This window comes from Sporotomaculum syntrophicum (assembly GCF_009932395.1).
Lineage (GTDB): Bacteria > Bacillota > Desulfotomaculia > Desulfotomaculales > Desulfallaceae > Sporotomaculum > Sporotomaculum syntrophicum.
In genome coordinates, this window is sequence record NZ_LSRS01000010.1 from 1,991 (window position 1) to 23,917 (window position 21,927).

At 44.5% G+C, this 21,927-nt stretch carries 21 protein-coding genes and 8 tRNA genes; 1 reads left to right on the forward strand and 28 read right to left on the reverse strand.

Annotated features, from left to right (window positions below; genetic code table 11):
* Nucleotides 1-296: 296 nt before the first annotated feature.
* The 15 genes from SPSYN_RS14960 to SPSYN_RS15030 form a co-directional block, all read right to left on the reverse strand.
* Nucleotides 297-373, reverse strand: a tRNA-Met gene (locus SPSYN_RS14960).
* 9 nt (nucleotides 374-382) lie between these two features.
* A tRNA-Thr gene (locus SPSYN_RS14965) sits at nucleotides 383-458 on the reverse strand.
* A gap of 3 nt (nucleotides 459-461) precedes the next feature.
* Nucleotides 462-537 (reverse strand) — tRNA-Met (locus SPSYN_RS14970).
* A gap of 70 nt (nucleotides 538-607) precedes the next feature.
* A tRNA-Tyr gene (locus tag SPSYN_RS14975) sits at nucleotides 608-692 on the reverse strand.
* 8 nt (nucleotides 693-700) lie between these two features.
* Nucleotides 701-776, reverse strand: a tRNA-Thr gene (locus SPSYN_RS14980).
* Between the two features lie 134 nt (nucleotides 777-910).
* Nucleotides 911-1,573 (reverse strand): RNA polymerase sporulation sigma factor SigH, encoded by a 663-nt coding sequence (gene sigH, locus SPSYN_RS14985; protein WP_423828298.1) that lies wholly within the window; start codon nucleotides 1,571-1,573, stop codon nucleotides 911-913.
* Nucleotides 1,574-1,775: 202 nt separating this feature from the next.
* Nucleotides 1,776-2,318: an NYN domain-containing protein gene (locus SPSYN_RS14990; RefSeq protein ID WP_341478896.1), complete on the reverse strand. Its 543-nt coding sequence runs from the start codon at nucleotides 2,316-2,318 to the stop codon at nucleotides 1,776-1,778.
* Complete coding sequence (gene rlmB / locus SPSYN_RS14995) at nucleotides 2,290-3,021, reverse strand: 23S rRNA (guanosine(2251)-2'-O)-methyltransferase RlmB (protein WP_161823302.1); 732 nt, start codon at nucleotides 3,019-3,021, stop codon at nucleotides 2,290-2,292. Before rlmB ends, SPSYN_RS14990 begins: the two co-directional genes overlap by 29 nt.
* 20 nt (nucleotides 3,022-3,041) lie before the next feature.
* Nucleotides 3,042-3,782 carry an FAD-dependent thymidylate synthase gene (gene thyX, locus SPSYN_RS15000; protein WP_161823303.1) on the reverse strand — a complete coding sequence of 247 codons (741 nt, stop codon included), beginning with the start codon at nucleotides 3,780-3,782 and terminating at the stop codon, nucleotides 3,042-3,044.
* Between the two features lie 50 nt (nucleotides 3,783-3,832).
* Entirely contained in the window at nucleotides 3,833-4,258 is a 426-nt protein-coding gene (locus SPSYN_RS15005) for a Mini-ribonuclease 3 (RefSeq protein WP_161823304.1), read from the reverse strand.
* 3 nt (nucleotides 4,259-4,261) lie between these two features.
* Nucleotides 4,262-5,719 carry a cysteine--tRNA ligase gene (gene cysS / locus SPSYN_RS15010; protein ID WP_161823305.1) on the reverse strand — a complete coding sequence of 486 codons (1,458 nt, stop codon included), beginning with the start codon at nucleotides 5,717-5,719 and terminating at the stop codon, nucleotides 4,262-4,264.
* Between the two features lie 222 nt (nucleotides 5,720-5,941).
* Complete coding sequence (ispF, locus tag SPSYN_RS15015; RefSeq protein ID WP_161823306.1) at nucleotides 5,942-6,424, reverse strand: 2-C-methyl-D-erythritol 2,4-cyclodiphosphate synthase; 483 nt, start codon at nucleotides 6,422-6,424, stop codon at nucleotides 5,942-5,944.
* A 19-nt stretch (nucleotides 6,425-6,443) separates the two neighbouring features.
* A complete protein-coding gene (gene ispD, locus SPSYN_RS15020) occupies nucleotides 6,444-7,127 on the reverse strand; it encodes a 2-C-methyl-D-erythritol 4-phosphate cytidylyltransferase (protein WP_161823307.1) in 684 nt (227 codons plus the stop codon).
* Nucleotides 7,120-8,262: a PIN/TRAM domain-containing protein gene (locus tag SPSYN_RS15025; protein ID WP_161823308.1), complete on the reverse strand. Its 1,143-nt coding sequence runs from the start codon at nucleotides 8,260-8,262 to the stop codon at nucleotides 7,120-7,122. Before SPSYN_RS15025 ends, ispD begins: the two co-directional genes overlap by 8 nt.
* A gap of 134 nt (nucleotides 8,263-8,396) precedes the next feature.
* A complete protein-coding gene (locus tag SPSYN_RS15030) occupies nucleotides 8,397-8,873 on the reverse strand; it encodes a CarD family transcriptional regulator (protein ID WP_161823309.1) in 477 nt (158 codons plus the stop codon).
* A 203-nt stretch (nucleotides 8,874-9,076) separates the two neighbouring features.
* On the opposite strand from SPSYN_RS15030, the gene SPSYN_RS15035 reads away from it, so the two are divergent.
* Nucleotides 9,077-9,475, forward strand: a complete 399-nt coding sequence (locus tag SPSYN_RS15035) for a nucleoside triphosphate pyrophosphohydrolase family protein (RefSeq protein ID WP_161823310.1) — start codon at nucleotides 9,077-9,079, stop codon at nucleotides 9,473-9,475.
* Nucleotides 9,476-9,536: 61 nt separating this feature from the next.
* Here the strand turns inward: SPSYN_RS15035 and disA are convergent, their stop codons facing one another.
* From disA to SPSYN_RS15100, 13 genes are all read right to left on the reverse strand, one after another.
* Entirely contained in the window at nucleotides 9,537-10,598 is a 1,062-nt protein-coding gene (gene disA / locus SPSYN_RS15040) for a DNA integrity scanning diadenylate cyclase DisA (RefSeq protein WP_161823311.1), read from the reverse strand.
* A 37-nt stretch (nucleotides 10,599-10,635) separates the two neighbouring features.
* Entirely contained in the window at nucleotides 10,636-11,994 is a 1,359-nt protein-coding gene (gene radA / locus SPSYN_RS15045) for a DNA repair protein RadA (protein WP_423828297.1), read from the reverse strand.
* Nucleotides 11,995-12,152: 158 nt separating this feature from the next.
* Nucleotides 12,153-14,606: an ATP-dependent Clp protease ATP-binding subunit gene (locus SPSYN_RS15050; RefSeq protein WP_161823313.1), complete on the reverse strand. Its 2,454-nt coding sequence runs from the start codon at nucleotides 14,604-14,606 to the stop codon at nucleotides 12,153-12,155.
* A gap of 5 nt (nucleotides 14,607-14,611) precedes the next feature.
* Nucleotides 14,612-15,679, reverse strand: a complete 1,068-nt coding sequence (locus SPSYN_RS15055) for a protein arginine kinase (protein WP_161823314.1) — start codon at nucleotides 15,677-15,679, stop codon at nucleotides 14,612-14,614.
* Nucleotides 15,669-16,202, reverse strand: a complete 534-nt coding sequence (locus SPSYN_RS15060; RefSeq protein ID WP_161823315.1) for a UvrB/UvrC motif-containing protein — start codon at nucleotides 16,200-16,202, stop codon at nucleotides 15,669-15,671. The genes SPSYN_RS15055 and SPSYN_RS15060 overlap by 11 nt, the downstream gene beginning before the upstream one ends.
* 19 nt (nucleotides 16,203-16,221) lie before the next feature.
* On the reverse strand, nucleotides 16,222-16,692 hold the full coding sequence (locus SPSYN_RS15065; protein ID WP_161823316.1) for a CtsR family transcriptional regulator: 471 nt from the start codon (nucleotides 16,690-16,692) through the stop codon (nucleotides 16,222-16,224).
* A gap of 348 nt (nucleotides 16,693-17,040) precedes the next feature.
* Nucleotides 17,041-17,115 (reverse strand) — tRNA-Asn (locus SPSYN_RS15070).
* Between the two features lie 5 nt (nucleotides 17,116-17,120).
* Nucleotides 17,121-17,196: transfer RNA gene (locus SPSYN_RS15075), tRNA-Ala, on the reverse strand.
* Nucleotides 17,197-17,336: 140 nt separating this feature from the next.
* A tRNA-Ile gene (locus SPSYN_RS15080) sits at nucleotides 17,337-17,413 on the reverse strand.
* Between the two features lie 104 nt (nucleotides 17,414-17,517).
* A complete protein-coding gene (lysS, locus tag SPSYN_RS15085) occupies nucleotides 17,518-19,029 on the reverse strand; it encodes a lysine--tRNA ligase (RefSeq protein WP_161823317.1) in 1,512 nt (503 codons plus the stop codon).
* Nucleotides 19,030-19,058: 29 nt separating this feature from the next.
* Entirely contained in the window at nucleotides 19,059-19,535 is a 477-nt protein-coding gene (greA, locus tag SPSYN_RS15090; protein WP_161823318.1) for a transcription elongation factor GreA, read from the reverse strand.
* A gap of 337 nt (nucleotides 19,536-19,872) precedes the next feature.
* Nucleotides 19,873-20,904: a tRNA dihydrouridine synthase DusB gene (gene dusB, locus SPSYN_RS15095; protein WP_161823333.1), complete on the reverse strand. Its 1,032-nt coding sequence runs from the start codon at nucleotides 20,902-20,904 to the stop codon at nucleotides 19,873-19,875.
* Between the two features lie 102 nt (nucleotides 20,905-21,006).
* Nucleotides 21,007-21,786 (reverse strand): type III pantothenate kinase, encoded by a 780-nt coding sequence (locus tag SPSYN_RS15100; protein ID WP_161823319.1) that lies wholly within the window; start codon nucleotides 21,784-21,786, stop codon nucleotides 21,007-21,009.
* Nucleotides 21,787-21,927: the final 141 nt, after the last annotated feature.

The window sequence follows — 21,927 nt, forward strand, 5'->3', positions numbered from 1 at the left end:
TTTTATTCCTCCTTGCTTTATCTTTAATTTAGAAGATAGCTATATAAGGTGTGACTCAGCAACAATAACCCATGGGATGATTAAAGGACTCAGCCAAAACCAGCCTTATAGTCTAATTGTTGTAATCTGATTATTACAACATCTATTTATTATTGCCAAATTCACCACTTTTATTAACTAGCGCCCTAATTCAACAGTTTTATTCTATAGTTTTCAAATAAATCCTTCTTCATTAATAATAAAATTTACCACAGAGTATGAAAAATGCAGAAAAACCAGCATATAAGCTGGTTTTTTGGTAGCGGCGCAGGGATTTGAACCCCGGACACTGCGGGTATGAACCGCATGCTCTGACCAACTGAGCTACGCCGCCATATTTAACTGGAGCCACTAACCGGATTTGAACCGGTGACCTCATCCTTACCAAGGATGCGCTCTACCTCCTGAGCTATAGTGGCATTTGGTTGCGGGGGGGGGATTTGAACCCCCGACCTTCGGGTTATGAGCCCGACGAGCTGCCAGCTGCTCCACCCCGCGTCAACATTTAATACTATATCACATCTTAAAAGACTTTTCAAATATCAATTATTACATATTTGTTTTTGGTTGGTGGAGAGGGCAGGATTCGAACCTGCGAAGGCGTCGCCAACAGATTTACAGTCTGCTCCCTTTGGCCACTCGGGAACCTCTCCAAAATTAATGGAGCCGGCGATGGGACTCGAACCCGCAACCTGCTGATTACAAGTCAGCTGCTCTACCAATTGAGCTACGCCGGCACTAGCGACAGAAGTTATTATAAGCGAAGGATGTATCTTTGTCAACAGATTGTTGTTATTAAAATACGAAAATATAAAGCAATAGAGAAAGCCAGCGCTACAAGCATCTGGCTTTTTTAACATGCAATAACTTTCTAGGCTTCGCGTTTTTCCAGGTAACGCTCTAGTTTACGTTTAACTCTTTGCAAAGCATTGTCAATTGACTTAACATGTCTTTTTAGATCTTCGGCAATTTCTTGGTAGGATTTGCCCTCTAAATAAGACATTAACACCTTCCACTCCAATGAGCTCAATATCTCGCCCATTTTTTCTTCGATATCGTCAAATTCTTCCCGGCTAATAATTAGCTCTTCAGGGTCGGATATTTTTGAACCAGATATAACATCCAGCAAGGTACGGTCAGAGTCCTCGTCGTAAATAGGTTTATTTAAAGAAACGTATGAATTTAGTGGAATATGTTTTTGCCTGGTAGCAGTTTTGATAGCGGTTATAATTTGACGTGTAATACATAGCTCGGCAAAAGCACGAAAAGACGACAACTTGTCCATTCTAAAATCACGAATCGCCTTATATAGACCGATCATACCCTCCTGGATAATATCCTCCCGGTCCGCACCGATCAAAAAATAAGAACGGGCTTTGGCTCGCACAAAATTTTTATATTTGTTGATCAAATACTCAAGAGCTACTTCGTCACCATCACGAGCAAACTCAACAATGTCTTCGTCGATCATTAATTGAAAATCGCTGGAAGTATCTATTTGGGCGTGTAAATTCAACAATATCCCTCCCGCCATAATCTCCCCAACGAAGCCCACAAAGAAAAAAACAACCCACACGTAAAACTATTAAAATCCAGGCGCTATTAATCCAAGACTAGCATGGGTAAACATATATATATTTATTTTAATCAACTAGCTAGTACGCACGTTTACAGATTTTATTATAATCATCAACGCAGGGCTCGTCAAGCAAAAAAGCTGTTTACCGATATTAACGCTATTCTTTTTTTCTTCTCCACTGTTCTAAGATTTGACGAATATGCCCTGCTAAACGGTTTTCCAAGTAACTATCTGTATAATCATTTCGCGTTAACCTCTGTTGACTTTCTTTTCTCATATCACCAACCCGGGTCAAAAGTTCTCCTGGTGTCATGCGATAAGCACCTCGCCCGAAAATAACCCTTTGCTCCTCCCAATCGGAAGTAACCACTCGTATGTTGCCATCATTTGGAATGTCACCGACTAGCCTTTCAATCATAGAATCGGCGGTCTCCTCTTCACGGGTATAAAAAATTTGCACACCATTTACTTCCTCATATCTTTCCACATTACCCTTGACACTATGAGCGTCAAAAACCAGCACTACCCTGTCACCACTAAACCCGGCATAATTGGCTAAGATATCTACCAGCTTGTCCCGAGCATGTTCCAGGTTTTCGTTCGCCAATACGTTCAACTCAGGCCAAGCATGGACAACATTATAACCATCCACCACTATATATTCATTCATCTTAACCCCTACTTCTCCGGCGTACCACATCAAACAACACCAGGGCAGCGGCCACTGAGACGTTAAGTGAATTGACCCGGCCCGCCATAGGAAGTCTAACTAACAAATCGCATTTTTCCTGCACCAGCCTTCCCAACCCCTTATCTTCACCACCGATTACTATAGCCAGCGGACCTAACAAAGGAGCATCCCAAACCAACTGTGAAGCATCAGGATGCGCACCCACTACCCATATACCACGTTCTTTAAGTAATTCAATGGTTCGGACCAAATTACCTACCCGGGCTACCGGCACGAACTCCACAGCTCCGGCTGAAGATTTAACCACCACCGGGGTAACGGCTGCAGCCCGGCGTTTGGGTATAATTACCCCGTGAGCTCCCGCCGCATCAGCAGTTCGTATGACCGCCCCCAAATTATGCGGATCCGTTACTTCATCCAACAGCACAAGCAAGGGGTCTTCATCTTTTATGGCATAAAGCATATCCTCAAGCTCGACATAAGCATAAGGCGCTACCTGGGCAATCACGCCCTGGTGCACTGAACCTGGTGCCATGTGTTCTAAGAATTGTCTATCTACATTGTGCACGGGAACCTGTTTTTCCCTGGCCAGTTTGATTATATCCGATGTGGCGGCTATTTTCATGCCCCTGGCTAAATATATTTTATTAATGTTCCGATCTGCCCGTAGCGCTTCAAGTACCGGATTGCGTCCAATAACGATTTGTTCCATAGTTTTTTCCCACCCAATAGCTATAGTTTCCGAAACATTTCGCGCACCTTAACCTGTTCGCCACAGCACATCGCACCTTCTGGACATGGTCCTGTTAGACAGCCCGGGCCGGCATTCCGAAATAACTCCGGAGACTCCCGCCGAACCAGGCGAAGCATTTCGGTGGCCAGTGCACGAATTTCCCACTGTGCCCGATTACAACAGCGCAGGGCAAAAAAATGCATCAATTCCCTGGCGTTCATAGTAACCACAAGCTTCGTTTCAGCTGCATTGGGCAAAATAAACCGGGCATCTTCCCGAGCCGCATCTCCGTAGTCGGCCAGTTTTTCCAGCCAGTTATCATACCACTGTTGTATTTGAGCCATCTGCCGGGCATATTCTTGCACCTCAGCAGCACCTAAGTCAGCTATGCGCGGAGGTATAATATAATTAAACACGCCATCTTCTTTAGCGGCACTATCCTCACTAACATACCGCTGGGATTTGACACTAAAGCTAGCAATACGGTGCCTGGTTATCTGCGCTAATAAACTTCTGGATATGCCCTCAACACCAAAAGTAAAGCTAGCATGCTCAACAGGTGTTAGGTGTCCCATATCAGCCAATTTGCGTATAAAATGAGATTGATCACGTTCGGTTACACCTTTTTTCAGTTCCCCAATATCTGCGGATGAATAACAAAGCTTAGCTGCCAAAGCCACCAACTGTTCAGGACAATGAGTATGGTGCAGCAATTCCACCCGCAACTCCGTTCTCCCCATAACAGTGTTCCCCCGAAATTTATTTTCTAATTTTAGATTTGTATGCCGGGTTAACTTTCCATACCCGGCTCCAACTCCTGTTTAATAACATCCCTGGCCAAGCTTAATATTTTTTCCAACCGGAGCCAATCCCGCTGTAAATACAGGTAACCGACTAAGCTTTCGAAACCGGTGCTATGCCGGTATTCAATAACACTTTCCCCTCTCGGTGCGTGAGCGGGTTTAGCATTACGACCGCGACGGGCAACAGCTTCCTCATCTTTGTTGAGATGACCCTCTAGGGCACGGAAAATCTTGGCCTGGGTAGATGCACGCACATGCCGTACCGCCTCTATGTGTAATTTATTAACATTAGTGATACCCTGTTCCACCAGATACTCCCGCACCGCCAATTCGTAGACCGCATCACCAATATAGGCTAAAACTAGAGAGGATACCTCCCGGGGGTTAGTTTTGACGAGATTTTTTCCAAACATAAGCTAACTCAGTCTTTTCCAACGCACACCGTCAGGAGTATCCTCCAATGCTATACCCAACTCCCTCAACCGGTCACGTAGGTGGTCGGCAGTAGGCCAGTCTTTTTTTTGGCGTGCTTTTTGTCTGATTTCGATGAGCAAATCAAGTAAATTCTGTACCAGACCCTCATCTCCTGTTTCTTGGTTATCCAACAAAGTATCCCCGGCGGCATTGGTTTTAAATATCCCCAGCACACTGTTATACTGAGCAAACATCTGCCGGGCTTTCTGTAATGCCGCCATTCTTTCCGCAAGGTTAGGATAATCGTTCCTTTGCAAGTAGCTGTTCACTTCCCGGGCCAAATCAAACATCAGTCCTATGGCCAGAGCTGTATTAAAATCATCCTCCATAGCCTTATCAAACTCGATGTGTATCTTCTCCAAACGGGTAACCAGCAAAGGATCAGGTCTTGCCTCGTCGTCAACTTCGCGACCTGCTAAAGCCTCATCAAGTAAACGCATGCTGGTTTTTATGCGTTCAAGCCCTCTTTGGGCAGATGTTAGTTTTTCATCGTCAAAATCTAAAGGACTACGGTAATGTGTCCCTAACAGGTAAAAGCGTACCACTTCGGATGTAAACTTGCTCAAAATATCACGCACTAAAAAAAAGTTGCCCAATGATTTGCTCATTTTTTCCTGGTTAATAGTTATAAATCCATTATGCATCCAGTAGCGGGCAAAAGACTGACCGGTGGCCGCTTCGGTCTGGGCAATCTCATTTTCATGATGGGGAAAAATCAAGTCAAACCCTCCGCCGTGTATATCAAAGTTTAAGCCCAAATATTTAAGCGCCATGGCAGAGCATTCAATATGCCAGCCAGGCCTGCCCTTACCCCAGGGGCTTTCCCAGGCCGGTTCGCTAGGCTTGGCGGATTTCCACAATGCAAAGTCCATTGGGTCTATTTTACGCACATCAACCTCAACCCGAGCTCCAGCCTGCATATCCTCTAAAGTTCGACCGGACAACTTGCCGTAACCTGTAAATTGTCGCACATTATAGTAGACGTCACCGTCCACCACATAAGCATAACCTTTGTCCAGCAATGTTTTAATTAACTCAATGATCTCTGTGATATGACCGGAGACTTTGGGGTGAACATCCGCCCGCAATACATTTAAAGCATCGGCATCCTTAAAATATTCACCAATATAACGTTCAGCCAAAGCCAGAGGCTCATCACCTTCTTCCCTGGCCCGGGTAATTATTTTGTCATCAATATCTGTGAAGTTTTGAACATATAAAACATTGAACCCTCGATATTTAAAATAACGTCGTACCGTGTCAAAAAACACTAACGGCCGGGCATTACCCAAATGGATGTAATTATAGGTTGTTGGCCCACAAACATATATGGACACTTTGCCCTGCTCTCGTGGTATGAATTCTTCCTTCTTTCTAGTCATGGTATTATAAATACGCATAATTCAATCATTACCGTTCCTTTCTTAGATATCAAACGGGCTATTCAAAAACAAGCTTAAGCTTGGCTTAATGATATTACTCCATATTATTGTATGCTTTTTCGACACCTAATTATAGCACTGCGTAGCATTTACTAGCAACTTATTGCATTAATTTGCCAGGGTTGGGCATATAATTAAACCGTACCCCTTAAATGTGCCGGGATACGGTTTATGGCTTCATTAACAATTATTGTCTTGATAAATACAGACGATCGCCTGGGCAGCAATACCCTCACCCCGCCCAGCAAACCCCAACCCTTCCGTAGTGGTCGCCTTAACGCTAATTAATTCTGGAGTCACGCCCATTTCCCGGGCAATATTAATACGCATTTGTTCTTTATAAGGGGCAATCCTTGGAGCCTGAGCGATAACCACAGCATCTAAATTTCCTAATCGCCATAACCTGTTGTTAAGATAAGCACTCACCTTCTTCAATAGCATCAAACTAGAAACACCACTGTACTGTGGATCATTATCTGGGAAATGTTCGCCGATATCCCCACAGCAGGCAGCACCCAGCAAAGCATCTATTACAGCGTGCACCAGAACATCAGCGTCTGAATGTCCTAGCAGCCCCATATGATAAGGAACTTCAACCCCGCCCAAAATCAATGGTCTGCCCACAACCAGACTATGCACATCATATCCAATACCCACCCTCATTTCGCAACCTCCCATGGGGTCAGGCTTCACGCAACAAAGCCCTGGCCAACACCATGTCTTCAGGGGTAGTAATTTTTATGTTTGTGTAATCGCCTCGTACCAGTTTAACAGGATGATCCAATCTCTCCACCAAAGAAGCATCATCCGTGACGGAATAACCATCAACTGCAGCTACCCGGTGTGCTTCGACCAGCAGTTGGTACTTAAACACCTGGGGGGTTTGCACCTGCCACAACTTGTCTCGCAGCAGGGTTTCCCGTACCAGACCTTCTTCCCCAGCTACCTTTATGGTATCTTTAGCTGGAACTGCCAGCGTAGCAGCCCCCCAATGCCTGGCCTGGCGAATCGTTTCCCGAATTCTTTCAGGCTTAATTAACGGACGCGCGCCGTCATGCACCACTACCAGCTCAGCTGTGGAAGGCAAAGCCCGCAAACCAAGCATAACCGAATCTCTGCGACTGTCCCCGCCTGAAATGACTTTAATTTGCGTGCCTTGCATAAATTTGTTCAATACTTGATGGAAATTTTCTTTTTCACCCGGCGCTACTACAAGTATTATCCCGTCCAACGGTACTGCCGCCAAAGCCTGCAACGCATGAACCACCACCGGCCGCCCGGCAAGCTCAAGCAATTGTTTATTCACATCTACACCCATACGGGTACTCCGGCCGGCTGCAGCCACCAGCGCGTAAATGCTACCCAAGCATTTTCACCTCTTCATAATTATGGACTTGCTGCTTGGTATCACCCCGCCGGTCTGTTTTAAACTTGGCAAATATCATACGCCCAGCCGCTGTTTGCAGTACACTTGTGACTAATACCGTAATAGTTTGGTGCATATACAACTTGCCACCGTCTACCACAATCATCGTGCCGTCATCCAGGTAAGCCACACCCTGCCCCGACTCTTTACCTTCTTTAACAACTTGCACCACCATTTCCTCGCCTGGCAGCACAATAGGCTTGACAGCGTTTGCCAACTCATTAATGTTTAATACTTTAACGCCATGCAACTCTGCCACCTTATTTAAATTAAAATCATTAGTCATTATCTTGGCCCCCAATTTTTGGGCCAACTTAACCAGTTTGGTGTCTACTTCCAGGGCATCGTCAATACCTTTGTTGTTATCATAAATCACAACTTTAACAGTTGAATCCTTGCGTAATTCATTTAAAATATCCAACCCCCGGCGTCCCCGATTACGCTTGAGCAGATCTGATGAATCCGCTATATGACGCAGCTCCTCCAACACAAAACCAGGTACCACTAAGGTTCCTTCAATAAAACCACTGGCTGATAAATCGGCTATCCGACCATCAATAATTACGCTGGTATCAAGAATCTTTTGCATTTCAGCATGCTTGGCTTCCATAGCAGCTTTTTCCTTACTTCCACCTAAACGTGGAATATTACTAAAAAAACTCATTATTTCTTCACGCTTTTTAACACTTATCGTCATTCCAAGATAACCAAGTAATAAAGTTATCGCAATCCAAATAATTTCACCGGGAAATCCCATAAATGAAAAAACAGAACCTAATAAATTAGCTATTATAAGTCCAATAATAAGTCCGACTGATCCCATGACCAAGTCCTGCACCGGCGTTTTACTGAGCATTTGCTCAAGCAATGCCGTCAGCCATATCGAAAACCGGATCAGCCAGGGCGTTAATAAAATGCCTAACACCAGACCAATCAGAGCACCCAACCCGATAACGCCAAACTTCATAGTATCAGTAAGGGGCAATAAATCCAACTCCGCTAGGTATCGTCCTAAATAACTACCGCTAGCGGAGAACAATAGCACCACAAGTGTAAATACTAACTTTCTGACCATGCTTATATCACCTCCCTACTGGTCAAATATTATTTACACAGGTATTATATATTATTATGAATGATTTAAAGCTTCGTTTCAACCTTTTTGGATATTTTTTCCGTTAAATAAAAATACGCCAGTTGCCTGACGTATTATGCAAAAACTCCCTCAAGCATGGACTTCGTCTTATCCTCACCTAATTCAGTAGCCAACACTAATTCACTAATCAGTATTTGTCGTGCATTTTCCAACATCTTTCGTTCACCTGAAGAAAGGCCTTTTTCTTTATCCCGCTTTACCAGGTTTCTGACTACTTCCGCAACCTCATAAATATTACCGCTCTTTATTTTCTCCAAGTTGGCTCGATAACGCCTGTTCCAATTGTCTGACATACTAGTAGATTGTTCGCGCAAAATGTGAAATACCCTCTGCACCCCGTCATTATCAATTACTTGACGCAAGCCCACATCCTCACAGTTGGAAATGGGTATCATTACTTTCATATCACCAACCGGCAACCTTAGGATATAGTATTGTCTAGTTTCCCCGAGAACTTCTTTCTCCTCGATGGCTTCAATAATCCCGGCACCGTGCATAGGATAAACAACTTTATCTCCAATTTTAAACAAATTCCCGGACCTCCTTACCATATTCATAAAATAATATACCACAAAATTAAGGCATTGTCAAGGAAATATAATATTTTAGCACAGCACCAACATTGTGTCAACAATATTTTTTTAGATTCACTGGTTTGACAGGATAAGCAGCTCACCGTTATAATTACTGCATGGTTTTAAAATGTTTTAAAATAATAAAGGGGTGAAACCGTTTGCTTAAGGATATAATATATGATGAATTTCAACATACGGTTTCTGAAATACTGCTCTGCAACAGGAGCATTTTGGACTTGCTGGCTAAATCACAAGAAACCAACGCCAGAATGAATCGCACTATTATTAAATCGGTAACCAGTTGCGGGTGTCTTAAAATTAACGCTGCAAAAAAGAAAATTCCACCTGAAACATCACTGGAGGAATTAAAAAACTTACTGGAATCACATCTCGAAGGCAAGCTGTGTGATAGCTGTCGGGAAACTCTAGAATTAGAGATGGGGCAAACCCTCTTTTACCTAGCAGCTATGTGCAATTTGCTTGATTTGAATATGTATGATATTTTAATCAAGGAACAAAAAAAGCTCAAAGCACTAGGATTGTTCAATTTAGCCTAAACACATGTGATTGGCCGGCATGACATTGAAGGCATGACCTTGAGCCACGCCTTCAATAACGTTATACGTAACGCTCCTGGGTAAGCTGATCTCGATACCTCAGTAACCCTTCCTTGATGGAACGAGCCCTGACCTCACCAATACCCTCCACCGCATCTAGCTCTTCAATGGTGGCTCTAAGCACTTTCCGCAACGAGCCAAATTCCCGAACCAGGTTTTCTACCACCTGAAGAGGCAACCGAGGAATCTTTTCTAAAATGCGATAACCACGCGGTACTACACTCTGGTCCAGTATGCTGGCACTGCCCGGGTAACCCAATGCACGAGCCACCAAGGTTAAATCCAGTAAATCCTCAGCAGGCCAACTACCGATCATCTCCAGCACACTTTCCGGTGATTTTTCCCCGCTTAAAGTAGCATAATCTTGAATAATTAAACGTCCCTCATCCTCAACATTGGCAATTAGTTCCTCAAGTTGCATGGTAATTAAGCGTCCCTCAGTACCTAGCTCACTAATATAACGTTTTATTTCCTTATCCACCCGTAAAACCATTTCTGTTCTTTGAATAGCCTTAGCAACATCAAACAATGTAACAGCTTCTTCAAATTCCAACTTGCTTAAATTAACCACAACCCGGTGTAATACATGGCGGTATTTTTCTAGAGTCTGCAAAGCCTGATTGGCTTTGTTAATAATAACTCCCGGTTCCTGTAAAACATATTTGATATTACCCTTGTAAATTGTAATTACACTGCGCCGCTGGGATATAGAAATTACCAGGGCACCTGTTTGTTTAGCCACTCGCTCTGCTGTGCGGTGACGTATACCTGTTTCACTGGATGGGATACTTAGATTGGGGATTAATTGAGTATTAGCCGCAATAATTTTTTTTACATCTTCACTTATAATGATAGCTCCATCCATTTTAGCCAATTCATAAAGATTAGCCGGCGTAAAGTTGGCATTAATAGCAAAACCATCCTCCGCTAGCTCCATTATCTCAGGACTGTCACTAATAACCAGCAACCCCCCGGTCTCAGCCCGTAAAATATTTTCCATTCCATCTCGCAGCGGCGTACCCGGCGCAACCATCCGCAGCACTTTAAGTAAAGTGTCTTCCAATTTTCTCCCCCTCTAAAGCCCCGGTTTATTTAAAATTTTACTTACCTAAAAAAGCTAAGTCAAATGCATCGGCCAGGGTAGCCGCTTGTTTTAGTTCTAGCTCACCTGTTTCAGGTAACCCCTTTTGCCGGGGCACTATGCAACGCTCAAAACCCAGCTGAGTAGCTTCACGAATTCTCTTATCCAGTGCTGTAACCGGCCTGATTTCACCGGTTAATCCCAGTTCACCAATTACTGCCATGTGCACATCAAGGGGCCGTTCCCGAAAACTTGACGCCAGCGCCATAGCAATACCTAAATCAGCTGCGGGTTCATCTATGCGCACACCACCCACTACGTTAACATAAGCATCACAGTTACCTAACATTAGACCCAGGCGTTTTTCTAGCACCGCCGTAATAAGGGCAACCCGGTTATGGTCTACACCAGCAGTCATACGTCTTGGGGTTCCAAAAGAGGTCGGACAAACTAAAGCCTGAATCTCGACCAGCAGCGGGCGGGTTCCTTCCAGCGTCGGAACAACCACTGTCCCCGCCACGTTCCTGTAGACATGATCCATTAAAAAAAAGGCAGAAGGATTGGCCACCTCCTGCAGGCCACAATTAGACATTTCAAATATGCCGATTTCATTGATAGAACCAAAACGATTTTTAACTCCGCGCAGTATTCTAAAGGTTTGATGGCGCTCCCCCTCGAAGTATAATACCACATCGACCATATGCTCCATAACCCGGGGACCTGCAATCGCACCCTCCTTGGTCACATGGCCCACAACAAAAATGGATACTGATTGTTTTTTGGCTAACTGCATTAGCCTGGCTGTACATCCACGCACTTGACTCACACTGCCGGGGGCAGATGCAATATCGGAAAAATACATGGTCTGTATTGAATCCACCACTACCAGCATAGGATTTATCTTTGCTATCTGCTCTTCCACTGCCTCCAGATTAGTTTGGGGGTATATGTATAAATCGCTATTGCTTATCCCAAGCCGGTCAGCCCTCAGTTTTATCTGGTGAGGCGACTCTTCCCCCGATACATAAAGCACCCGCTGCCTATCCGAACTAATCGTACCGGCTACCTGTAAAAGCAAAGTAGATTTGCCTATACCAGGATCGCCACCCAATAAAATTAGTGAGCCAGGTACTACACCACCACCCAGCACACGATTAAATTCAGCCATACCAGTAGAACGGCGCTCACAGTCTAACGACGTAACCTCAATCAGAGGTCTAGGCGTTACCTGGTGTTCTATCACCTGGCGGTTACGCGCGGGCGCAACATACTCCTCAACGTAAGTATTCCAGCCACCACAACCAGTACAGCGACCCAGCCAGCGAGGTGTAAAATGACCGCACTCTTGACAATAATAACCGGTTTTTTTGGTAGACACAGCCATTCTCCTAAAAAATTATCTTGTTATTATACCATATATAGCGAAAATTGTAAGTACAATCAAGACCAGTTAGTATAGTCGTTTGAAAAAAAAGGGTAAAAGAATATTGAGCATTCCTTTACCCTTTGATAATCTATTATGCGGTAAAAAAGCCATTACCTTTTGACTACAACCAACCCACCGTCAGCTTCTCGATCTACAAACACACGATCTCCACGCTTAATAGTGCCTTGCAGCAATTCCTCCGATAGGCGGTCTTCAATTTCCTTCTGAATAGCCCGACGCAGCGGTCTTGCACCATATTCCTCACTAAATCCTTCTCGAGCCAGATATTCACCAGCTGCCTCAGTGACTTCAATTTCAATTTCATTTTCAGCCAACCGCTTAGCTACTTCCTGCACCATTAAGCCGACAATTTCTTTAATATGCTCCTGACCTAACGCATGAAAGACAATGATGTCATCTATCCGGTTTAAAAATTCCGGCCTAAAGGCACGGTGCAAATCATCTATGACCTTTTTCTTCATATTCTCATAGCTTTTACTTGTTGTTCCCTCATCTGTTTTAAAGCCAAGGATAGTTTCCCGCTTAATCAGGCCTACCCCTACATTGGAGGTCATTATGATTATAGCGTTACGGAAATCTACCGTGTGTCCCTTGGCATCTGTGAGACGACCATCTTCAAGAACTTGCAGTAATATATTAAACACATCCGGATGAGCCTTTTCAATCTCGTCCAGCAACACCACAGAATAAGGCTTACGACGTACCGCATCAGTAAGCTGCCCACCCTCGTCGTACCCCACATAGCCGGGAGGAGCACCAACTAGCCTGCTTACAGCAAACTTTTCCATATACTCACTCATGTCTATCCGCACCATTGCATCTTCATCACCGAACATCGCTTCAGCCAGCGCGCGCGCCAACTCTGTTTTACCCACCCCAGTGGGTCCCAGAAAGATAAATGAGCCAATTGGTCGTTTAGGATCCTTAAGCCCAGCCTGAGCCCGGCGGATAGCTCTGGACACAGCAATAACAGCTTCGTCCTGGCCAATAACCCGCTGGTGTAGTATTTCTTCCAAATGCAGCAGCCGGTCAGATTCCTCCTCCGCCAGTTTGCGAACTGGTATACCAGTCCAACTGGCCACAATCTGAGCAATGTCCTCCTCAGTCACTTCTAGCTCCTTACCACCCTTTTGCTGCTGCCAACTACTGCGCTTGCTAGCCAATTCCTCTTTTAGTTTGCTTTCCTCATCCCGCAATTGGGCTGCTTTTTCAAATTCCTGATTGTTTACGGCAGCTTCCTTTTCCTTACGCGCTTCCTCTATGCGTTGTTCCAGCTCTTTTACTTCCGGAGGTGTAGTAAGAGCCTGCAAACGCACCCGAGAGCCTGCCTCATCCATTAAATCAATAGCCTTATCGGGTAAAAAACGGTCGGTAATATAGCGATCACTTAGCCTGGCTGCCGCCTTTAAGGCCTCATCACTGATCCGCACCCGATGGTGTGCCTCGTATTTATCCCGCAGACCCGTTAAAATCTGTACCGTTTCCTCAACACTGGGTTCCTCAACTATAATTGGTTGGAAACGGCGTTCCAGGGCAGAATCTTGCTCAATATGTTTGCGGTATTCGTCTAATGTTGTAGCACCAATACACTGTAACTCCCCTCTGGCAAGGGCCGGTTTTAATATATTTGCCGCATCAATGGCGCCTTCAGCTGCACCAGCACCAATGATTGTATGCAACTCATCAATAAATACTATTACATCCTTCTCCTGAGTAATTTCGTCTACCACTTTTTTCAACCGGTCCTCAAACTCTCCTCGGTACTTAGTGCCAGCCACCAGTGAAGCCAGGTCCAAGGTTACCAGGCGCTTTTTTAGCAGTATCTCAGGAACATTTCCAGCCACAATGCGTTGGGCCAAGCCTTCAACAACAGCAGTTTTGCCAACTCCCGGGTCGCCGATGAGTACAGGGTTGTTTTTAGTACGACGGCTTAAAATTTGAATTACCCGCTCTATTTCGTTGTCTCGACCAACCACGGGATCCAGTTTATCTTCACGAGACATGCCTGTTAAGTCACGACCAAACTGATCCAATGTAGCTGTTTTAGTGCCGCAGCTCCCTCCTGCACAACCGGGTTGAGACTGCTGTTTCTGGGGACTCCCCCCCCCGGCACCACCTAACAATTGCATTACAACCTGCCGAACCTTGTCCTGGTTCACACCCAAAGCAGCCAGCACCTGCGCAGCTACACCTTCTTCTTCCTGTATCAGACCCAACAGCAGGTGCTCGGTACCCACGTAATTGGTACCCATGCGACGGGCCTCTTCAGTGGAAAGTTCCAATACCCTTTTTACCCGGGAGGTAAGCGTCAACTCCCTGGGCACCTCTTCCCCCTTACCCATAGCCTGTTCTACCATAGCACGCACCTGCTCAGACTGAACGCCTAAAATAGCCAGAGCTTTAGCTGCTACCCCTTCACCTTCACCGATTAACCCTAATAATATATGTTCTGTGCCCACATACGGACGCCTAAACCGTTTGGCCTCTTCCTGGGCTAGTATAAGCACTTTTTGCGACCTCTGTGTAAATTTACCAAATGACATTTTGCTCAACCTCCCTGATTTAACTTAGTGCTAATAGTCCGGGCTCTTAAAACGTCCAACTGCATGGAATTCAATTTACCCTCCCGCTGATGCATAAGATACGACGAACGGGTCATGACCATTAATTCCGTCAGTTGCTCTGACGTTGGGCCAGTAATTAGCTGTAATTCAACACCAAGTCGAACATCAGATAACCGGCGCATGGCTTCCTCGGACGATATCATATGGGCATATTTCAATAGCCCATAGGAACGCCCCACTTTATCTTCAAGCTGATCCTTGCGCTGGTGCAGTAAAGCTTTCCGAGCTTGCCGCTCCTGCGTCAGGATCTGGCGGGTGACCGAATTTAAACTGTTTATAATTTCTTCCTCAGAATGTCCCAAGGTTACCTGATTACTAAGCTGAAACAAATTGCCCAGCGCTTCGGTGCCCTCACCGTATAATCCCCGTACCGTAAATCCAAGCTTAGAAATAGTCGCCAGGACAGCACCAACCTGGTCAACCATAACCAATCCAGGCAGATGCAACATCACTGATGCCCGCATGCCCGTACCAACATTGGTGGGACAAGCGGTAAGATAGCCAAAATCTTCGGAAAAGGCATAATCAAGTGTATGTTCCAAAGCATCATCAATTTGATTTACCAATGTCCAGGCCTTCTCCAATTGCAATCCCGGTAACAAACATTGTATACGCAAATGATCTTCTTCATTGATCATAATACTAATTACTTCATCATCCCGGAGAGCTAGAGCCTTTTTCTGATATTCCGTTAAAAGGTTCGGGCTAATTAAATGTTTCTCTACTAGTATCTGTCTCTCCAAAGGGCTCAATTCAGACATTCGGGTTATTTCCAGCTCGTTAGCCTGATCTTTGAGCACCTGGTTTTCCAAGGCTAATTGCACTGCATATATTACTTGTTCAGCCTTTTCTAACTCTAGTAAATGGGGAAAAGCATATCCTTTTAAGTTGCGGGCTACTCTGACCCTACTGCTCAGCAATATATCTCCTTCAGGTCCACCACCGGCCATCCAACCGCTTTTGGCACTGTTAATGGTTTCCTTAATGCTCATTGTTCTCACCTCCGGACAGACGCTGCTCCAATTCCCTGATTTCATCACGCAACTGAGCTGCCTGTTCGAATTCCTCTCGTGCCACAGCTTGCTTGAGATTTTCTTTCATTTCTTTTATTTGTTTAATTACCTTGGCCCGCCCGCCGGTACGCTCGGGCACCTTGCCAGCATGACTGCTTGAACCATGTATTCTTCGCATTAGAGGTCCCAAACGCTCCTCAAAATGCCTATAGCAGTCACCGCATCCCAATAATCCCTTTTGAGTAAATAAACTTTCCGTAGTGCCACATTTAGGACAACTTGTTTCCTGCCGGGTTTGAGTGACAAATGATTGCTTAGATGGTGACTGGCTTAGTAAACTGGCAAGAATTTTTGGCAGATTTATTTGGGGTATAAAACCAAATTCCCCGGTCTGCACCTGACCGGCACAAACTTCACACAAATGTGTAATGGCTTTATGGCCATTGACAATTTCAGTATAATGCACGGTGGCCGGCCTTTCATGACATTTTTCACAGAGCATTCAGTACCCCCCTCAAAAGTTATTTGTAATATTTAAATATAACCATTAATACAGCTTTTAGAATATTTGAGCGCAGCTGATCTCTGGCGGGCAAACCAATACGTAATACATTGCGGGCAAGACATGCTTTGATAATAGCATCTTCCCGCGAGGTAATAATGTCTTCTTCCAGCAGACGAGATAAAATAGCATTAGCACCACGCTCGGAGATACGCTCACCCACCAGGTTAATTACTTCGCTTGCCATATCTAGTTCCCCGGCATCCAGCGGTACCTTGACGATCCGCACAAACCCCCCGCCACCCCGGCGGCTTTCAACAACATAACCTTTTTCAATAGTAAACCTGGTGGATAAAACATAATTAATCTGGGAAGGGGCGCAATCAAATTTTTCAGCCAGTTCGTTGCGCTGTATTTCAACAAATTTTTCTCCGCTCTGCTGGATCAGTTTGTTTAAATATTGCTCAATTATGTTAGACAGGCTGGACATACAACAACATACCTCCTAGCTACCCTAAAGATGAACTTAAGCTCCGCACCCCATTTCGAACACCAAACACATAACTTTGATTTTGACTTTAACTTACCTTAACTATAGTATACCACTAAACCATGATGAATTTTCAACAATCAAAAAAGACCGGAAAATATATTAACATCAGTATATCTTAATTTTTCTTAATATATTATTGTTTTTCTAAAATTATTGTCTTAATGCATTATTTAATTTTTTTGTAAATTTTCAAATATCAGTCAGCTTATGGTGCAGTTAATCACTCATGCTAACCAGATACATAAAAAGGAACCCCGGATTTTTTAATCTGGAGTTCCTTCATATTGGCTCCCCGAGCTGGATTCGAACCAGCAACCCTCCGGTTAACAGCCGGATGCTCTACCGTTGAGCTATCGAGGAATGGTTGGTGGAGATGACCGGACTCGAACCGGTGACCCCCTGCTTGCAAGGCAGGTGCTCTCCCAACTGAGCTACACCCCCGCTTGGGACGTCATTCTATTTCTTGCGTGATCCGAATTAAATGCCTTACGATTTTAAATATTATCACATTCAAAGCAATTAAGCAAGCATTTATCCGTAAAATCTTATTGTTTTACGGCCATAACAGTAACAACATTAATTGGTGGGCCTGGGTGGACTCGAACCACCGACCTCACGCTTATCAGGCGTGCGCTCTAACCGGCTGAGCTACAAGCCCCAATTAGTTGTCGTCTATTCATTATCTATTAATTGCCGCCTCGGTTTTAAATATTATCATAAGGGTCTTAATGTGTCAACAAACAAATTGTTCCTAATTAGCTGCTAACTCTCCCTTGGTTTCATCAGTGGGAATAGGATAACATCCCTGATGGATGCCGCATTTGTCAAAAGCATCACCAACCGGTCAATACCGATACCTAAGCCCCCTGCAGGAGGCATTCCATACTCCAGCGCATTAACATAGTCTTCATCCATCATATGTGCTTCATCATCACCAGCTTTTCTTTTTTCCAACTGGTTTAAGAAGCGTTCCTTTTGATCCAGCGGGTCATTTAATTCAGAAAATGCATTTGCCATTTCACGCCCGTAAATAAATAATTCAAACCGGTAAGTAAGATCAGGCCTATCTTTCTTTTTCTTAGCCAAAGGCGATATATCCACCGGATAATCGTAGATAAACGTGGGCTGGATTAAATTTGGCTCAACCATTTCCTCAAACACCTTATTTAAAATGGTGCCCCATGAGTCACCCCGCTCCACTTCAACGGGTAAATGCTGTACAGCCACATAAGCTTCATCATCACTGCCCAGTGTTTCAAAATCCACCCCACTGTATTTTTTAACCGCTTCCAGCATTGGTACCCGGTTCCAGGGCTTGGCCAGATTTATATCAGTATCGCCATAAAGCACCACACTAGTTTCCAACACCTGCTCGGCTACTGTAGAAATAAGATCTTCAGCCAAATCCATCATGTCGTTATAGTCAGCATATGCCTGGTAAATTTCCAACATGGTAAACTCAGGATTGTGTTTAGTGCTAATGCCTTCATTGCGAAAACTACGGTTAATTTCATATACTCGGTCAAAACCACCTACCAGCAACCTTTTCAAGTAAAGCTCCGGCGCAATACGCAAAAACAAGTTCATATCTAATGTATTATGGTAGGTAATAAAAGGCCGGGCTACTGCTCCACCGGCGATAGAATGCATCATGGGTGTTTCCACTTCCAAGAAACCCCGCTGATCCAAGTATCCACGGATAGCTTTTATAATCCGGCTGCGTTTAATAAAAGATTCCTTGACGTCGGGGTTGACAATCAAATCCACATATCGCTGCCGGTAGCGCAGCTCTACATCCCGTAAACCATGCCATTTTTCAGGCAGGGGACGCAAAGACTTGCTTAGCAAGCTTAGAGCCTCCACAGCCAAGGTAATTTCACCCATGTGAGTTCTAAATACTTTGCCAACCACGCCAATGATATCGCCAATATCCAGCTTGGTATACAATTCATAGACCTGCTCGCCAACGTCATTTAACCGTACATAAATTTGAATTTGGCCCGTACTATCCTGTATATTAGCAAAACTAGCTTTGCCATGTCCTCTTTTGGCCATTAATCGACCTGCCAGAGTAACCCGCCGGTCTTCAAACTCCTCAAAATTGTTCAGTATTTCCCTGGCCATGTGGCTACGCTCGAATTTACCCCCATATGGATCTAGGCCTTGCTCCTTAAATTCAGCTAACTTGGCAAGCCGTACCCGTATCAAATCATTAACATCCTCAATTTCGGGTCGTGATACGTAATCACCCTTTTTTGAACGCTTACTGGACATTTTATGTACTAACCTCCGATGTACTAGAACTACTTAATAATATCTACTATTTTATACTTTAAGGCACCTGCCGGTACAATAACCTCCACGGTTTCACCCTTTGATTTACCCAGTATAGATTTCCCCACCGGTGACTCATTAGATATTTTATTCTCCTCAGGGTCGGCTTCTGCAGAACCAACGATAGTGCATTGAAATTCCTCATCAAACTCAATGTCACGTAAAAGCACCGTAGATCCAATGGACACCACCTCAGTGCCCAAGTTCTCATCATCAATAATTTTAGCATTGCGCAGCATTTTTTCCAGCATGAGGATACGTCCCTCAATAAAGGCCTGCTCATTTTTAGCGTCTTCGTATTCCGAGTTTTCACTAATATCGCCAAACTCAATGGCTTGCTTTATCCTCAGGGCTACCTCACGTCGGCTCACCGATTTTAACTGTTCCAACTCTACTTCTAACTTTTTTAGACCTTCTATAGTAAGAATAACTTCCTTATCGCTCATTTAATTCCTTCTCCTTAAAATAGGTTTTATAATTCTATATATGTTATTTCCCTCTAATATTTCATAAAAATCAAGGAAATATAAAACATGATTTTAGCAAATCCTGCTACTCATGATTTAAGGCACTGCAAAAAAAAAATGCAGTGCCCCAGTTCTCACTGTTCATCCATAATATTATAAGTATGTCATTATTTTTTGTCAAGACTTGTAGGAACCTACGGAACAAACACTTTCCGGTACAGATGGAGCATGAGGCAGCAGTATTTATTTCGTCAGTTAAAACTATCCCCACCTTCAATAGGCCTTAAATAAAAATAAACCGGCTTAATACCACCGGTTATTGAAAACTCTTTAGATCTGCTACTGGGAAATCAGTATTTCGCTCTGGTGAAAGCAATTCCCAAAAATCCTCTGTGTAAAATTTATAACTGCAACCGTAATTAATCCGAGCCCGCAGGCCAGCTGCACCGCGCAAACCCTTTATATACCAAGCTAGATGCTTGCGCATCTCTCGGTTAGCCACGTCCTCACCCTTGGTTTCAACCAGTAACTTATAGTGTCGTATAGCAGTTTCTTGCCGCATTTGTAGCGTGGGGCAGGGCAGCAGCTCGCCGGTTGCTAAGTAGTGAACAGTGCTACTGAATAGCCAGGGATTACCCGCAGCTGCCCGGCCAATCATCACAGCATGGCAGCCTGTTTCCTTAAGCATACGCTCAGCATCCTCAGGTGTACGTACATCCCCGTTACCTATTACCGGCACGCTTACAGCTTCACATACCTGTCTTATTATCCCCCAGTCCGCCTCACCACTATAAAACTGCTCCCTGGTACGTCCGTGCACCGCTACCGCCGCTGCCCCGGCCTGCACCACCAAGCGAGCCAGTTCCACCGCATTGACCGACGTATCGTCCCAACCTTTGCGCATCTTTACCGTTACCGGGCAATCTACCCGGTTTACTATCGCCTCCACAATACGCGCCGCCAGCTCAGGATGGCGCATAAGTGACGCACCTTCACCGTTTCTTACTATTTTAGGCGTAGGACATCCCATGTTGATATCAATAATATCAGCCCCTCGATCTGCTACAATTTCAGCCGCACGAACCATATACTCCACCTGGCTACCGAAAATCTGCACACAAATAGGTCCCGTTTCACCGCTCAAGTTTAATAACAAATTAGTCTTCGGGTTACCGTAAATAAGAGCCTGGTCACTAATCATTTCAGTGTAAACCAGGCCACAGCCATGTTCAGCAGCCAACATCCGAAAGGCTCGATCAGTTACCCCCGCCATGGGAGCCGCCACCACAGGATTGGCTAACACCAAATGGCCTATTGAAAAGCAAGTTTTGTTTGATTGTTCAGACATTGGTAGTTTGTACAAATATTCTTCATCCTTTAAAGGGCCGAAAATACCTCCAGCGTCTGCGGCTAGCTTGATTAAGAAAATTTGTGAAGGTAATGTTCTTAATTAGGTTCCGGACATTTTTTGGTTCCGCTCATAAATAATCCGCAAGCCATTTAATGTAATAAATTTATCTACCCGGTCAATAATAGAAGTTTCAACAGCAATCAATTCAGCCAAACCACCAGTAGCAACAACAAAAGGATCGCCACCAATTTCCATTTTCATTCGGCGGACAATTTCGTTTACTTGTCCCACAAAACCGTAAATTATACCCGATTGCATACTATTTACAGTGTTTTTACCTATAATTGAAGGTGGTTTGTGCAGTTCTACCCGGGGCAGTTTAGCCGCCCGGGCAAACAACGCCTCAGTGGATATGCCAATTCCCGGAGCAATAGCCCCACCTAAATATTCTCCTTTATCCGATACTACACAAAATGTTGTAGCAGTACCGAAATCCACAATAATCAAAGGACCACCGTACTGTTCGTACCCGGCCACAGCATTAACAATACGGTCGGCACCTACTTCACGCGGGTTATCATATTTAATGGGCATACCAGTTTTTGTACCCGGGCCCACCGTATAGGGGGTTAAGCCAAAGCATTTCTGGCAAGTCCTTTCCAGCGTCGGGTTAACCGTAGGCACCACTGAAGATAATATCGTACCCTTGATATCAGTCATGGACACTGTGGACGATTGAAATAGTTCCCTCAACAACACACCAAACTCATCAGACGTGCGGTGGGGAGCGGTAGACAGCCGCCAGTGTTCCACCAATTCTTGCTCCTTAAAAACACCCAACACAATATTTGTATTACCTACATCAAATACCAGTATCACCGGGCTGTTCCCCCTCTTGTTTCTATTGACACTCTTTAGAACTATGACAATTTTAACAAAACCAGTGCCTGCACGCAATATACTCGTACCGTTAGAATCATACTATTGCTATATAACACGATACAACATACCTAAAATCCG